The sequence below is a fragment of the Candidatus Ornithobacterium hominis genome (genome assembly GCF_900538215.1).
In the GTDB taxonomy this organism is placed as follows: Bacteria; Bacteroidota; Bacteroidia; order Flavobacteriales; family Weeksellaceae; genus Ornithobacterium; species Ornithobacterium hominis.
Map to the genome: position 1 here is coordinate 45,226 of NZ_UNSD01000002.1, position 16,381 is coordinate 61,606.

General features: G+C 36.4%; 9 protein-coding genes. 1 reads left to right on the forward strand and 8 read right to left on the reverse strand.

Annotation, left to right across the window (positions count from 1 at the left end):
* Positions 1-2: 2 nt before the first annotated feature.
* The 6 genes from sov to D5J18_RS00510 form a co-directional block, all read right to left on the reverse strand.
* The gene (gene sov / locus D5J18_RS00485) at positions 3-7,076 is read right to left on the reverse strand and encodes a T9SS outer membrane translocon Sov/SprA (RefSeq protein ID WP_119057064.1); all 7,074 of its coding nucleotides are present in this window, start codon (positions 7,074-7,076) and stop codon (positions 3-5) included.
* 4 nt (positions 7,077-7,080) lie between these two features.
* The gene (gene ruvA, locus D5J18_RS00490) at positions 7,081-7,665 is read right to left on the reverse strand and encodes a Holliday junction branch migration protein RuvA (protein ID WP_119057065.1); all 585 of its coding nucleotides are present in this window, start codon (positions 7,663-7,665) and stop codon (positions 7,081-7,083) included.
* Positions 7,666-7,818: 153 nt separating this feature from the next.
* On the reverse strand, positions 7,819-8,403 hold the full coding sequence (locus D5J18_RS00495; protein WP_119057066.1) for a porin family protein: 585 nt from the start codon (positions 8,401-8,403) through the stop codon (positions 7,819-7,821).
* A gap of 17 nt (positions 8,404-8,420) precedes the next feature.
* The gene (sucD, locus tag D5J18_RS00500) at positions 8,421-9,290 is read right to left on the reverse strand and encodes a succinate--CoA ligase subunit alpha (RefSeq protein ID WP_119057067.1); all 870 of its coding nucleotides are present in this window, start codon (positions 9,288-9,290) and stop codon (positions 8,421-8,423) included.
* A 209-nt stretch (positions 9,291-9,499) separates the two neighbouring features.
* Entirely contained in the window at positions 9,500-11,071 is a 1,572-nt protein-coding gene (locus D5J18_RS00505; RefSeq protein WP_119057068.1) for an SGNH/GDSL hydrolase family protein, read from the reverse strand.
* An 8-nt stretch (positions 11,072-11,079) separates the two neighbouring features.
* Positions 11,080-12,312: an OmpP1/FadL family transporter gene (locus D5J18_RS00510; protein ID WP_119057069.1), complete on the reverse strand. Its 1,233-nt coding sequence runs from the start codon at positions 12,310-12,312 to the stop codon at positions 11,080-11,082.
* 264 nt (positions 12,313-12,576) lie between these two features.
* Between D5J18_RS00510 and D5J18_RS00515 the strand changes: the two genes are divergently transcribed.
* On the forward strand, positions 12,577-14,619 hold the full coding sequence (locus tag D5J18_RS00515; RefSeq protein WP_119057070.1) for a transporter-like protein: 2,043 nt from the start codon (positions 12,577-12,579) through the stop codon (positions 14,617-14,619).
* Here the strand turns inward: D5J18_RS00515 and D5J18_RS00520 are convergent.
* Both D5J18_RS00520 and D5J18_RS00525 read right to left on the reverse strand, forming a co-directional pair.
* Positions 14,605-15,804, reverse strand: a complete 1,200-nt coding sequence (locus tag D5J18_RS00520) for a BaiN/RdsA family NAD(P)/FAD-dependent oxidoreductase (RefSeq protein ID WP_119057071.1) — start codon at positions 15,802-15,804, stop codon at positions 14,605-14,607. The genes D5J18_RS00515 and D5J18_RS00520 overlap by 15 nt on opposite strands.
* A gap of 9 nt (positions 15,805-15,813) precedes the next feature.
* On the reverse strand, positions 15,814-16,269 hold the full coding sequence (locus tag D5J18_RS00525) for a DUF6646 family protein (protein WP_119057072.1): 456 nt from the start codon (positions 16,267-16,269) through the stop codon (positions 15,814-15,816).
* Positions 16,270-16,381: the final 112 nt, after the last annotated feature.

The window sequence follows — 16,381 nt, forward strand, 5'->3', positions numbered from 1 at the left end:
AATTAATTTCCGAAACTAAATGTAGCTCTAATTCCCGCTCTCACCGTCGAAAGCGGGTAAGCTGTTGAGATTTTATATTTTGTCATTAATTGCTCGTAGTACAAACTTACATTAAAATTATCAGTCAATAAATATTCTGCATTAATTCTTAATGAAAATATTTGCTGTCCGCCATTTACTTGTAAATCTTTTTCTATAATTCTACGAATGCTGGTTTCTGAATCTCGCAAAGATAAATCTGCTCGTATATTGACATCTCCTTCAAAGGTTTTTTTGCTTCCCATGTATCGCATGTTGAATTTAACTTTAGGTATAAGATACCCAAAACCGAGCACATATTCATTGCTATAATCTTCGGTGAGTGTGAAGTTGCTTAAACTCAAATTTATGAATCGGTCTCGGTTATATTCTGCCTTGATTTGCATTTGATTTCTCAGCCTGATACTGATGCCTACAAGCGGAGCAAATGATTCTATCATACTCACGCTACCATAAATATTCTCTGAGTATAAGTTTTGGTTTCCATTTAAACCTGAGACTGGATTGCCTGATGAGTCGGTAATGATGGAGCCATCTGAATCTAGCGGATATGGATTTGAGAAATAGTCAATATTTGATTGGACTCCTCCTACTGTGTAAGTTGACCTATAATTGTGAGTGAGCTCAAACTGGTCAAAATATTTTGATAAAAATGGGGTTCTTGTCAAGCCAGTATAGCGAATGTTCCAATTGGGTAAAGGTATGTTTTTCTTAAAATTAAAGCCTCTTTCTTTTACGTCTATTCCCTGATAAGTGTATAGAAATGCTGGCACTAGAACGTCTGCATTCGCTATACCAAAGCCTTGCACAAAGCCATCTCCATCGGTGTCTTGCAAATCGTACTGACGCCCCTTTGAGGCTGAAATTTTTTGTGCATTTTTCACCAATCTGTCAAACAAGAAGTCTTTACTCTTCATTGCTGTCGTCAAACTAATGATAGATGTCGTGAAGTTTTGTTGATGATTCCCAAATGCTTTTTCAAATCCGTATTCATTCGTGGGCAAAACGACATTGTATCCACTCTGGTAGAAGTTTTCTATCAAATTTTGTCGCCCATTTAAGTCTATTATGAGAGACGGGCTTGGCTCAATTTGTAAATTTGCAGTAAAGTCTTCCGTCAATGTAGACGTATAAGGTTCAGTGAGGTATTCGCTTCCCGTTATCCAACCGTTTTCTACTGCTTTTCTCCTCAAATCTCTCTGTGAACCAAAAATAAAACCAAAATCTGGCCCTGAATTATTTTTACCTAAGCCAAAGAAATTAGGTTCGCTTAGAAGCCCAGGCAAGATAATTCCTTGATTTTTATTGTAAGAAAATTGTGCTCTTTTAATGCTTTGTGCACCCAAAAGTAAATATTCTTTGAAACTATATTTGTTTCGTAATTTCACTTTCAGATTATTAATTTTTCTAAAGCCTTGTTCTTTTCCTGCCAAATTAGAATAAAGGTTTTGTAGACTATCCAACTCTCTTTCTCTTGCTAATCTCTTAGCATCCAATCTTTTAAAAATTTCAAATTGCGAGTAAAGTTCTTCAAAATTCATATTCCCATTAACGTTCCAGGTTCTAGAGTTTTGTGCTAAATTCCCTAAATCCTCAAACTGATTATTTACATTAGAGTGGTTGGACAATCGAGCTCGCCAATCATACAAAGCATTGTAGCCAACATCTGCTTGCAGCCATTGTAAATAAGGGAACAAATGCAGTGGTGTGCGATAGTTTATCCTCAGTTCATGGCTGTAGTTAACTGGTCTACCGATGCTCAGTAAATCCTTGAAAATAAGATTCTTTTTTGCATTGACGGGTGATAAATCTGCGAGAGTTTTAGTTGCTGCATTATAATCAATGCGTAAAGATTTACTAAGGTCAAAACCAATGTTATACCGCCAATTGAACAAAAAGTTATTGGAAAATATAGGGCGGGTCAATAATTTTTGATTTCCTGTGCTTAAGGTTCCTGAGAGGTCTCTGAATAATTGCTGATTATAAGTTCTGAAAATATCTGTCCTAAATCCAATTCTGCTCGGTATTGGGTTGATATTCACTTCTTTTATCCATTGTAAATATTTAGAAGATTCCATCGAATCTTGCACCATTCGCCAATTTTTGAAAGGTTCATAATTTAATCCTTTAAATTGATAATTGTAATTCAAAGAGGCATTTAAATCTTTGCGCAAATCATAAGCCGTATATAAATCTCTGAAATAATCAGTCCTATAAAGTGCTGAAATTGAAAAATTCTCAATATTGTAGAAATGCTTTTCTGCTTTGGGTGATGTTTTGATTTTACGAATATTATTGAAAGCAATACTGGTTCGTTTATTATAGGTTCTAATGATTTTTTGCAGTTGCTCTTTTCTTGGGTCTTCATTGAACTCTATATCATCATCCAACGGATTGTATTTGGGGTCAATAAATTCTTCTTGAATGCTGTAATTTAATGGGATTTTCAAACCCCATTTTTCTGGGAGAAATTTATCTACATTCACGTTGGCATTAAACGCGTAAGCCTTCACTTCTTCTTGTTGACGTTCTACTGGTCTGCGGTCTATAGCGCCAAAACCTGATGTAGAAATATTCCCAGTCGCTGTAATTTGCGCTAAATCACTCAAGTTCATATTAAGTGTAGCTTTCCCTGCGTAGCCGCCTTCATTATCAATTTCAGCCAAGCGAAGCTCATTTATCCAAACAATAGCATTTTTCACATTAAAACTCCCTGTGTTTCTTATGCCAATCATCAAACTTGAAATGCTCCCTAGGGAAGGTTTCCCTTTGATGTAAACGTATTTTCCACTCCCCGCAATAGCTTCTTTCCCAAATCGCTCATTTAAAGCTAAAGAAATGTATTCTTTTTTTAAGGCTTTAAAAATTTCTGTATCAATATCTATGCTGTTGCTCTCTGGCCAGATGGAAGTTGGCGAATTGGCTGTGATGGGTGAATACTCTAGTGGTATTTCATATTCATAGTAATTTTCTACCAAATCACTTCCTAATCGAATGAATAGTTTTAGGTTATTATTTGGTTGCGTCCCATTTTCCCCGGCATGAACGTGGGTAAACATTTTTAATTTCTTATATCTTCTTAAGTCTAGAGTCGTATTTTTGAAGATTGCTCTAGCATCTTGTGTGGCTAAATCTGCTAAATTCAAGACCATAGAAGCTTCATTTTTTCTCTGCAATCCTACGCTGCTTTGAATTTCCTCTCGCTGAATACCAGGAGGCGTCACATAGGGTGGAATGGCTGTAGAATTCTCTTCTATATTCACTATTCCTAGGGATAGGTTGGCGTTGTCTATATCTTGTGTTCCTTCGTTGGCGCGCACGTTTGGGTATAGATTTTTTTGGTACTTTACCCAATCACTCCTCACTAAGTCAAAACTACCAAATCGTAAAGTTGTTGTATTTTTAAAGCCTTTTAAAATTAATCGCATAAAGCGAGCATTGTTGAGAACATTTTGGGAAGCTGCACCTGCATCTTCATCATAATCTGACAATGGGATTCTAAAAAGATACCATTTTGACTCGCCTCTTTGTCCGTTTTCAAACAGAATCGGTGTTGCTTTTTCATCAACAATGAATGGATTGTTTAAATTCAAATTTTCTTTGGCTAAATGGAGTGTATACTGGTTGTAATTTTCAATACGATCTAGATTATAATCTTGATTCACATCTTCTGCATCGGGTACGGCTGTTGCTGCCTCTAAGCTGCCTGCGGGTGAATTCCCTTGTGGGTTTCTAAAATATTTATATCGCTCTGGTAAATTATTGGCTCTAGGGTGGTTTTCCCAAGCTTTATCCATATAGTAAACAAAATTATCTGCTGCAGGGTCAATTTCTCCTGTAACTTCATTTTGTGATGTAGCAAAATTACTATAGCCAAGTCTTAATTTTTCTTCTTCATCTGTCAACCCATTATAGCCGACATCTTGCATTCTTCTGTTTTGCTCTTCTTTATCAAAAGAATATAAAACTGCTTGATTCGTAGGCTGCTTCCCCCATCGGTTATTTTGTATATTTCCCCCGCTGGCATTCAAGCCGTTTTCATAGAAAAGTTTACCGTCTCTCAATAAATCTTCTGACACGTTCCCTAGGTGAAGTAGAATTTTTGCTTCAGGGTTGTTATCTAGCCCATCCAAATAAGGGTCCATCATCCAAAATTCAACATATTCTACATTATTTTGAACCAAATTTGTTATGGGCAAAGCACGAGTTAAGCCTCCCCATAAATCTCTTTGGTTTTCTGTATTCCAATTCGGGTTTAAATTATATGGGCCGCGGTCTTTAGGGAAATAAGAAATATCAAACGTGGAGGTATAATTTGTAGTTCCAGCATTCATATCTCTCCCTGAAAAAAGCTCTAAAGTACTGACTCTCCTAGAGTTGTGTTTACTCAAATCTGAATTTGATATGGCTCCGCTCCCGCTCTGCTTGTAAAAACGTGGGTCTACATTATACCAAGTAATTAACCTTCTATTGTAATTAATGCTGAAATCATCTGGATTAAAAATACTTGGGTCAAAATCATGATTGGGCAAGGCGGTAGAACTAATGGGTGTAGCCGCAAGTTGCCAAGCATTTGGGCTCATCAAAGAAATAGAGGTTTGTGAGTTTTCAAAATCATCAATATACGACTGATTATTGATGGAATTATTGGTCCCAGGCATCAAATACGCTGCTTCTGCTGCAAAACTGATATTGGATTTAGCATCTGTATTTACGAACGGTATTTTATCTACCATTCGCGTCAACCACTCCGATTCACTATTATAAAGAATATTAGCTCCAATAATGGAATTACTCACTGGTTCGTCATTATATTGCGCTTTTGTAACTGAACCTAATGGTTTTTCTTGATAATTCATAAAAGTTCCGCCCAAAATGAAATTATCTGAAAAACGATGCTCTACATTTAGCCCCCACAAACGCTTTGTTTGCATATTGAATGTAGAACGATTTTCTAAGCTAATTTGAATATTTGCTCCATTATTTAGAAGCGTTTGGTTTATAATATTTACTCGCCCCAGCTGGTAATCAACAGTATAGTCTACGCCCTCTAGTAATTCTCTGCCATTGGTAGAAACTTTAACAGAACCTCTTGGCACATTAAATGCCCCTAGGGGAATTCCGCCTGTCCCTGAGCTTTTATATTGTCCTTGCAAGAAGTAACGATTGGCTTTCTCATTCTGTTCAAATGTAATTGGGAGCTGCGTATAAAGCTCATTTATAACGTATTTATCTTTATTCCGACTGATTTTATTTTCTATGGTTTTACCAAAAGGTTCTATCGTTGTAAAAATAATCTTTCCATTTTGCTGATCGATGGTAATTCCTGGCAGATAGTCAAAAAGCCCATCTCCCTGATTGCTATTCCCCTCTTGGACTTTACCGTTTCTATTCAAACGATCCATATTTAGTACCTGAAGAAGTGTCTTATCTTCTACCGAAGTATCTGGCAAATAATTCAGATCCGCAGTCCCTAAATCTGTATTTTTGTAGAGAATATTTAAACGAAAATCTTCTGATGAAAGTTGATAAGTGTCTAGCGAATAAATATTTTTCATCATTAGCTTCCACATAGGAGAAGTCACATCTACAGAAGTATTGGATTTGATTAATTTTGCAATCAACAAGCTACTTTGTTGGTCAGAAAATTCACCAACCGAGTAAACTTTTCCTGGCTGATTGGTCAAAGTATATTGAAACGAAACGGCCAATAACTCATTGTCATTCAGCTTCTGATTTAGTGAAATATAACCTAAACTTGGGTAAAACTGATATTCTGAAGCGTTTAATAATCGAACATTTTCATGTACTAAATAATGTTCTCCCATATGATAAGCTTTCCCCTCGCTGTCTCGCAAATTAAGCGAAGCTATAGAGGAATCAATCAAGCTGGCATCTCTCACCCTTGGCAAGCTATAAATCTGATTATACAAACCAGCATTCGCTGGAGTTGAATTATTTTCACCTAAATCTCTCAAACCTAAAATTGCTCTTCTATTCTCTGGGTTAGCGTTTCCCCTGTCAATTACCCACACCTCTAGTCTCGAGATATTAATCTGAGAAGAAATAAACGGATAACTAGACAGACTTTTATCATAATTATTACGAAAAAACTGACTTAGAAAATAATGTTGATTAGCCTCATAATCTTTTGCATAAATTTTAAATCGACTGATTACATTTCCTTTCTCTACATTGATGTGCTTACTCTCTGACTCTTGCTGAGAAAAAAGCGTCGTGATATACGTATTTCCAAATTTCAGTTTCGCTTTCGCTCCAAACAAACTTTGCACCCCTGTGATTAAAGATGTATTGAGCGGCAAACTCACATTCCCAAATTCTATGGTTTGTAAAATACTATCTTCCCCTCCCTCTTGGTTTGGTCGCCAAGAAATATTCATCCTATTTTCAAAAGCAAAACCAGCTTGGGTATCATAATTAGCTTCTAATTGTAGGTTTTCTCCCACTTTACCGATTAATCCCATTCTGATTTGCTGCTGAAGATCAACAGCCAGATTTTTTCTATTCTGAGGTAGTAGCTGTGGATTCTCAAGGTTTTGATACAACACGCCTAAATCTATCGAAGCATAGCCTTTGGGTACTAATTCAATTTTATTCCCGCCAAATATAGATTTGAAAATTTTGTTATTTACCTGAAGGCTTGGTAAAATTTCAGCAAATTCGGTTCTTTTATTCTCAATATCTTCAAATCGATTACGGTATTGAAGATCTACAGACTGTGATTTTTGTTTATAATATTCAGAAATATTTTCTGAAAGCAAGGCTTCCAAATATTCTTCTCTCGTCAAATAAATCGGGAGACCTATCGGCCTTCCGTTCACTTCTTTTTGAAGAACATATTGCTTGGTTTTGGCATTATACTTCCCGACCCAACCCAATGGTGATTGTAGGTAAATACCGCGATTCAAGTTAATTGAATCCTGTTTTGACGTTTCTTGCGAAAAAGCAAACGGAACATTGATAAGAACTAAAAAAAACAGGAAGCTTAAGCGGCTAAAAAGCTGATTTTTTTTCAAAGCCTTATTTTTTTTTAAGCGTTAATTTTATTAATTCCTCTACCGTACTCTGAGGACTTTCGTTCAATTGCTGTTGCACAATAGGTTCAGCAAATTTCTTGGGTATACCCAATACTTCTAAGGCGGAAAGCGCCTCATTTTTAATGTTATTTACAGGTAAATCTGAATTTAAATACTCCTTATCATCATTACCGATTTTATCTTTTAAATCCAAAATAATTCGCTGCGCTGTTTTAGCACCAATCCCTTTGATTGCCTTTAATGCATTCACGTTTTCATTCAAAATGGCTTTGCTCAGCTCTCGGCTATCAAGCCCAGAAAGCATAGAAATAGCCGAAGATGGTCCTATCCCGTTAACAGTAATTAGTAACCGAAATAATTCCCTCTCATTTTTTCCTGCGAAACCATAAAGAATTTCCGCATCTTCACGCACATGGTGGTAAGTGTAAATCAATACATTTTCAGGTTTCTTTTTTAATTCTGTGTACGTATTTAAACTTATTACCAGCTCATACCCCACCCCATACGCTTCTACCACAACCGCTGCTGGGGATAACTCTACAACACTTCCTTTGATAAAAGTAATCATTTCAGGATTTCATTTAAGTCGCTAAGGTAAAAAATTCATCTTAGATTACCATTAATTCGAGTTTCTCATTTTTTTTAAGCCTTAAAAAATTTCAATTAAAAAGGCCACAAAAATTGTAGCCTTAATCATAATATCATTTTTATGTTTAATTTGTTAAAACAAATAAGTAACCCCCAAACTTACAGCAAAATTATTATTAACTTTATCTTCAGCTTTTATATGTTCTTTCCATTCGGAAGAATCTAATAAACCATAATAAATTCGGATGTCACCTTCAATATTTCGGTTCAAAGACAAACCAATCCCCCCTGTGAGTCCAAAATCAAATTTATTGTAATTCTCATTTTTAAATTCAGACTTACCAATCAAATAGCCTAGCTGCGGCCCAATCAAACCAAAAACTTCGGTTTCTTGTTCAGAGAAATAAGCTTTAAAAAGAATCGGAAGAGACAAGTAATTTAGGTTAAATTTTTCAGAAAAGCTTGCCGTTTCATTTTTTTCACCGTATTGGTTGAAGAGTAATTCCACCTGCACATTATACTCGAAGCTATTGTCGATAGGCTTCATAAACACAGCACCTCCACCAAAACCAAATTTTGATTTTGAATTGCCATGAATTTGGTTAATTTTAGAATAATTCCCGTTTAGCTTCGCACCGATTCTTACATCATCAAAAAATTGTGCTTGAACCGTACTAAAACCAAAAATTGCTATCAATAATACAACTAAATTTTTCATTTGATTTTTTTATTTTACTAATTTAAAACTTCTTTTACTTTCGCACCAATTTCAGCTGGAGACTCTACTACATGAATCCCGCATTCGCTCATTATTTTCATCTTTGCTTGCGCCGTGTCATCTTTACCTCCTACGATTGCACCAGCGTGCCCCATAGTTCTACCTTTGGGCGCTGTTTGCCCAGCGATGAATCCAATCACTGGTTTTGTTCCATTTTCTTTTATCCATCTTGCAGCTTCTGCTTCTAATTGCCCTCCGATTTCACCTATCATCACAATGCAATCAGTTTCATCATCTTGCATAAACATTTGAATCGCTTCTTTGGTCGTCGTGCCAATGATGGGGTCACCACCGATGCCAATAGCTGTCGAAATCCCGTAGCCAGCTTTCACCACTTGGTCTGCAGCTTCATACGTCAAAGTCCCTGATTTAGATACAACTCCTACTCTTCCTTTTTTGAATACGAATCCAGGCATGATACCTACTTTCGCTTCATCAGAAGTTATAACTCCTGGGCAATTTGGCCCTATCAATACCGAATCACGCTCATCAATATAATGTTGAACTTTTACCATGTCTGATACTGGAATACCTTCTGTGATGCAAATAATCACTTTGATGCCTGCTTCTGCCGCTTCCATAATGGCGTCTGCCGCAAATGCTGGCGGCACAAAAATTATACTCACATCAGCTTGAGTCTGCTCTACAGCCTCCTTTACGGTGTTAAAAACTGGTTTGCCTAAGTGTGTCTGTCCACCTTTCTTGGGCGTAACGCCGCCTACGACATTCGTTCCGTATTCTATCATTTGTTCCGCATGAAAAGTTCCTTCACTTCCAGTGAAACCTTGAACTATTACTTTAGAGTCTTTGTTTACAAGTACTGACATTTTATGATTTTTTATTCTTACAAATATAAAGTTTTCATGTTAACTTAAAAATCTCTACAGAGGTATCTTTATCATTTTTTTTAAAGCTTCATTTTTTTTATGAATTTAAATAGGCTTTAAAAATATTTCATCTTTCCCAAAGTTCTAAAAAAATCCCTCAGTCAAATCTCCGGTTGGATTTAATTCTAATTTTATTTAAATTTTTCTTTTCAGGGAATCTCTGTTCCATCAAAATTATTGGGATTCACCATTGGTAAATTTGAACCAAATTTAGCATTGATGGAATTAGCAAATTCATTTGCTACAATTGCATAACCTCTTCCATTTAAGTGAACACCGTCGAGAGAAAATGCCCCACCAGAAATAAAGCTAGTAGTATAGTTCACCCCATTGTATCTCATTCCTCTTTTTAGTTCATTCATTTTAGCATGGGTATCGACTAACGCTAATCCGTAATTGGATGCTAAATTACTTATAGAGGCATTGATTTTTGAAGTTACGGCTTTAATTTCTTCTACTTCTCTAGAAGTTAAGACTTCATTATCTTTTAGCGGATTCGTTAAACCCGTAACCGAAAGCTGTGTTGCTGTATTTTCAGGCAATCCCTTTCGCATCAAAGCTTGCTTTCGCTCTTCATTTACTTGACCTAATTTTGAACTCAAAGTTAAAATCAAATAATCGCCTTCTTTTGCTTGTCTTGTTTGCCCGTAGATGGAAGCCAAAAGTGCTGCTTGTGCTTGCGGAATTCCCTTAGCCACTAGGGCTTGTGAAATTTGAGCAGACAGATCGGCTAAGCTTTCATCAAAAATAATAGGTGCTGAACTTTCGGTTTCAGAGAAATGCACTATTCTTTCTTCTGCTCTTACCGCTTTGAAAAACTGATTCAAAGACTCAAAAGATTGATTTAAAATCTGAATTTGTGATGAATACGCAGAGTTACTTACAGAAAAAGGTTTTACTGGAACTGTCGTGAAAAATGGGATAGAGGTCACATCTGGGATGTTTGCTACAGCTCCCTTTGCTCCACTGCTTGTGAGTTTTTGCAATATGGTATTGATGGCGCCAACTACCAAATTAGGGTCTGACAAATCTGAGGTTGCATAGGTAGATGCATCCATATTTCCTGCTTGATTTACCCCGCTTGCTCCACTCATCGCATAGCCTAAAACATCATTATTCCCAATCCAAAGGGTGAAAAAACTAGGCTTTTGTTTCATCGCATCTCTTAGAATAGACGTATTCTCTTCGGTAGCCATTCGCACAAAATAGGGGTTTGCCTTCCCTGCTGCTAAGGACTGCTTACTGCCATAAGTTTCTGCCAACAAATGATAAGATTTTGCTCCAGGTACGCCCAAATTATGAAAATCGCCATTGACTAAAGAGTTTTCTAAGCTATTTTGTGGCTGAGACGGCACAGGGGTTGGTGCTCCATTTACTAAATTTAGCTTTAATTTTCCGTAAAAAGATGTTCCACCCGACTGCTGAAATAAGTCTGAAAATCCACCCACATCATCAGGCATGTATGGCTGCTTAAATTCCTTTGAATTTTGCCCCATCATTCTTGCTAAAATTGCTGGGTAGCTTTGCTTCTGCATAGACTGATAAAGTGCTCCGTCTGCAAAGCCTGCCGTCAAAGAATTCCCCAACGCTACATAAGTCGTAAAGTCTGCTTCACCACTATTTAATTTAAAATCTTTAACCTCGTTTTTAAAATCTTCATCACAAGAAGTAATGAAAATGAAGACAAAAACAACTCCTATATATTTTAAAATTTTATTCATCTCTTTTTTTATTGTAAATCAAAATTATAACTCAAGCCTAAACCAAAAATAAATCCGCTGGAAACAATATCTCCACCAAAATCATAGTCTACATTATTAAACTCTCTTTCATTCCCTTTTAGGTATTCTGCCATTAAATCAATTTTTAAAGCCTTAAATTTATAGCCCAACCCGCTGGTAAAGGCATGATAGTTAACCGTTGGCGTTTCTGGATTGAAATACCTCCCTGGCGACGGCGATTCATCAAATTTATAGCCTAATCTTAAATCCAACTTATCTGTTGCAGCATATTCAGCGCCCAAACTATAATTTACTGTATTTTTAAATTCTTTAGTGGATTGATTTTTATAGCCTTCTTTCCCATTCGTTAAATTTATCACTAATTCCTTATAAGTCCCCCAGTTAACTGCACCGATTTCAGCTGCTAGCATCCATTTGGGTGTTGCTTGATAAGTAACACCAAACAGCAATTCTGCTGGCAACGGCAATTGTGCATTGAATTTTTTTGCATTAAATGGTAATGACCCCGAAACCAATTGCGGCACATTTTTCCATTTCACATCTCCATCCTCCGCTTTCATTTTCAGCTCAGAGCGATAGGACAAACCTAAATTCACTTTCTCTGAAGGCTTAATAAATACCCCGAGATTCATACCCCAGCCTTGGGCGTGCGGTGCATCAATCTCGAGCGAAGCATCATTGCCCGCAACAGCTACTTCTCTTTGAATGTTCACACTCCCCTTGGCTATAACGGCTCCACCGCCTAGCGCAAACCAATCGTTGAATTGATAAGCAATCGTTGGTTGAATGAAGAAAGATTTCAGTGCAATTCGATTAATTACATATTTGCCTGACCAATTATTCCCCCAGTCTACAGTAGAGCCAAAAGGTGTCGTCACACTCACACCTAAAGCTAATTTATCTACAGGTTTGTAGCTTAAAGCAGCATATAAGGGAGTCCCCAGCGGATTATCTGTCTCGGCTGTTTCTAAAGTTGTTCTGTTTTGGTATTTAGAAGTCAATCTCACACCAAAAACACCTGCCGCTACACTCCACTGACTCCCCACAAAGGCCAAGGCAGCTGGGTTATAAAACATGACTGACGCATCGCCTGTCAATGCTGCCCCCTGAGCTCCCAAAGCTGATTGCCTTACCCCTTGCAAAGAAACTCTAAACCCTCCGGCAAAAGCATCTACTGCTAAAAATAATAGCAAAAATGCTATTCCTGTTTTCTTAATCATATGTTTTTATTTTTTCAATTCTACCCCAAACAAATATAAACAAATTTTCAACTTCAGTTTAAAAATTATTTTTTATTCTGATAAACGCTTCGCCTGAAACCTTTTTAGCTCATGTACACACAGTTGCGACTCGTCTGTTGCTGAACGGAAATCATTTTTTTTTAAGGCTTTTAATTTTTTAGAGTTTATTTGAATTTTATATTTAAAATTTTAAAACTTTTCTTCTACATAAATTAGTATCTTCGCAGCCGTTAGAAAAATCAAATGGCATCAAGAGAAAGTCAAAATTTAGAGTTAAAAAAAATCTTTCAAGCCTATTTTAATAAAGGTAAACTTTGGGAACATGATGAAAATCCCGTTCAAATTCTAGTCAATATCGTTGACTGCCTCAGAACTCCAGGTACTACGACTGCTTTTGACTTGACGGGACTTATTGCATTGCTGGAAGAAAATGAAGTTCTCAGGAATAATTTCATTGAATTCACTAATTCCCTATTTGCTCAAAATGATTTTGTTGATTTAATCACTGATACTGGAATGTTGCGTGACGAAAGTTTTTTCAAGGAATTTACATTACGCTTCTATAACTTGATTTTACCTTACCAAGGTAAAATTAATTCAACAAAATACATTCTCAGTCAAGTTTTTAATCATTCTGATGATTATCAATCAATTCTTTTGATTCCTTACGGTGACTTGTATCAACTTTTTAATTTATTGGAAGTCCCTAGCATCGATACTCAATTTTCTGAAAAAAGCTCTCTTTCTCAATTAATTTATGCTTTAAAAATTTTGACTCTACGCTTGTGTGGGAAAGCGATAGAGAGCGAAACGCTGCGAATGGTTCCTACCTACAATAATATTAATAGTCCTTTTTTAGCTTTTCACAATGAGCTGGAATCTATCAAAAAACATATTACCAAAAACCAGCAATTGGCTGATAGCAAAAGCCTTGATTACAAACAATTACACGTCCTTCTAAAGCAATGTGAAGAATATATTGATTTAGCTTACAAAAACAGTAATAATCTTGGCATTTCACTTTCTTTGAACAAAAATTTGGCTCGCATGCGGATGCAACTCATGCGAATCGAAGAACTCATTCCCCTTATTCATGGAGATACTCCGCAAGATGGGAGAAAAAATACAATTGATTTGTATCTCAAATTAATTCAATACAATGCTCAAAGAAAAAATTTAAAAAGCTTCATTAGTGAAACGACACAGCTTTTTGCGTACGAAATCACTTCTCAGACAGCAGAAACTGGGAAAAAGTACATCTCTGAACATTGGTATGATTATGGAAAAATGTTCTATAAGGCTGCCGGTGGTGGTGTGATTGTAGGCATTCTGTGTATTATCAAAGTTCTACTATCAAAACTAGATGTTAGCGACTTTGGCCAAGCAGTTCTGTACAGTTTAAATTACAGCCTTGGTTTTATCGCTATTTACCTGACGGGCATGTCTTTAGCCACGAAACAACCTGCTATGACGGCATCTACCGTAGCCTCTTTCCTGGAAGCTGACATGAGAAAAGAACCTCATATCAAAAATAAATATAACCAATTTGCTGCCTTTTTTGCTCGTTTGATTCGCACACAATTTGTCGCTTTTTTAGGCAATATTTTGCTAGCGTTCCTCGTCGCTTTAGTAGGAATATTTCTACTAGAAAAATATATGAATATTGAAATCGGGAAAGAAAAAGCAAATCTTCTCATTCACGATTTAAACCCGATTGAGTCTTTAGCTTTGCTTCATGCCGCTATTGCTGGGGTATATTTATTCATTTCTGGGCTCATCTCTGGGAATCGCTCCAATAGCGACAAGTATTATAATTTACCTCAGCGAATCAAAAACGGTATTTGGACTAAAAAAAGATTTGGACTCAAAAGAGCGGAAAAGATAAGTCGATTTTACGAACATTACTACCCTGGCTTGGTTTCCAACTTTTGGTTTGGTGTTTTTATGGGGACAACGGCATCAGTAGGTAAGTTTTTAGGTTTGAATCTAGACATTCGCCACATCACCTTCTCTTCTGGAAATTTTGCACTTGGCGCTTTCGGGAAAGATTTCATTTTGAGCTATTATCAAATTTTTTGGAGCCTTGCTGGGATTATTTTAATTGGGTTCATCAACTTTGCTGTAAGCTTCAACTTTTCTCTGTTTATCGCCTTTAAGGCAAAGAAAATTCCTGGCGGAGAATTAAGAAATATTATCTCTTCTATTATAAATTATTTCTTAAAAAAACCACTTGATTTTATTTTCCCTCCGATAAGGAAACAAGAAGATAACTCAGAGCCTATTTAGGTAAGTAGCCAAAACAGCTGCCTCGCTCCAGCAAGCTTGGAAATTGAAGCCGCCTGTTACCGCATCAATGTTTAAAACCTCTCCCAGCATAAATAAATTGGGAATCAATTTGCTCTGCATATTTTTGAAATCAATTTCCTTCAAATCCACACCACCCGCCGTCACAAACTCATCTTTGTTGGTAATTTTACCATCAATATCAAATTTTTTAAGGCTTAAAAAATCTGCTATAAGTTGCATTTCAGCATTACTCAAATCAGCATATTTTCTTTCTTGAGGAATTTCTAAAGCCTTTAAAAATTCTTTTCGAAATTTTTTAGTTAATTCAAATGGAAAATGATGTGTAAGCAATTGCTGCGGATGCTTTTTTTTAAAATTTTTTAAGCCTTGTAAAATTTCATCAGGGGATTTCCCTAAAAAATTAATTTGAATCTGAAATTGGTATTTTTTTTCTGCTAAAAATCGGGCCGCCCAAGCTGATAAGACTAAAATTGCTGGCCCACTAAATCCGCGATGCGTGAAGAGTAAATCACCCGCATTTCTGAACGAAGAATCTAAAATTTGAACCTCTGCATTTCTGAAGACCGTACCTGGTAATTCCTTCAAAAAGGCATCTCTACAGTTGAATGAAAATAATGACGGGACTGGCGCTACCACTGTGTGTCCCAAGGTTTTGAGCAATTCCCACATTTGTCGGCTGCTACCACTGGCTATCACCACTGCATCAAAAATTTCAGTGGCTTGAGTTGTTTCTAGCTTAAATCTTTGATTTTCAAATTTAATTGCCTTTACCGTTTCTTGCAGATGAACTTGTGTTTTTCTTTTTATATTTTCTTTAATTAACGTTTCTACAACATCTAGTGAATTATCTGAAATCGGAAAAACACGCCCATCTTCTTCTATCTTCAAAGGGACTTTTCGCGCTTCAAACCACTGCATGGTATCGCCACACATGAATTGATAAAATATACTTCTCAGTTCTCGGCTACCGCGAGGGTAAAACTCAGTCAAAATACTAGGGTCAAAACATGCGTGAGTTACGTTACAACGCCCTCCGCCAGAGGCTCTTACTTTCTGCAGAGGTACTGTTGCTTTTTCGTAAATATGAACCAAAAAAGAAGGTGCCAAGTTGGCTCCCAAAAAGAAGCCGCTGGCACCTCCCCCTATGATTGCAATTTTTTGCAAAATTTTTTCTTAGAAATTGAAAGTCAAACCTAAACTTCCGCGGTTTCCAACTTCTACATAAGCTCCCATGTTGTTGGTGAAGAAATAGCGAAAACCTAGGTGACCGCCAAAGCCAAAATCATTGCCCAATAGGCCCAAATCAATACCTGGGTATAAATCCATTTCTGACGGCATATCCAATAATGAACCTAAGTGTGCATTCGCTCTACCAAAGACGTAGAAGTTTGCATTTTTAGATTTAATCTTTCCATTATCGCCATGGAAGTAAAATTCAGCTCCTGCTCCTAATGAAAAATATTGGTGAATCCCATAATCAAACGTGCCTTGCAAACCAATCCCATTACCAAAGGCAGAAAAACCTACTTGTAATTTCTTGTCTCCATTCCCTTCAAATGCCTGTGCATTCATCTGTGATAAACCAAATAACATCAATAGCGCTACTGCTAAAACTTTTAAATTTTTCATATTTATTATTAATTATTATTTCTTCTTAATCTTTTGTTTGAAATGATTTTCTTTAAACAAAAGGCAAAGGTATTATTTTTTTTAATAAATTTATTCATTTTTAGATTACATT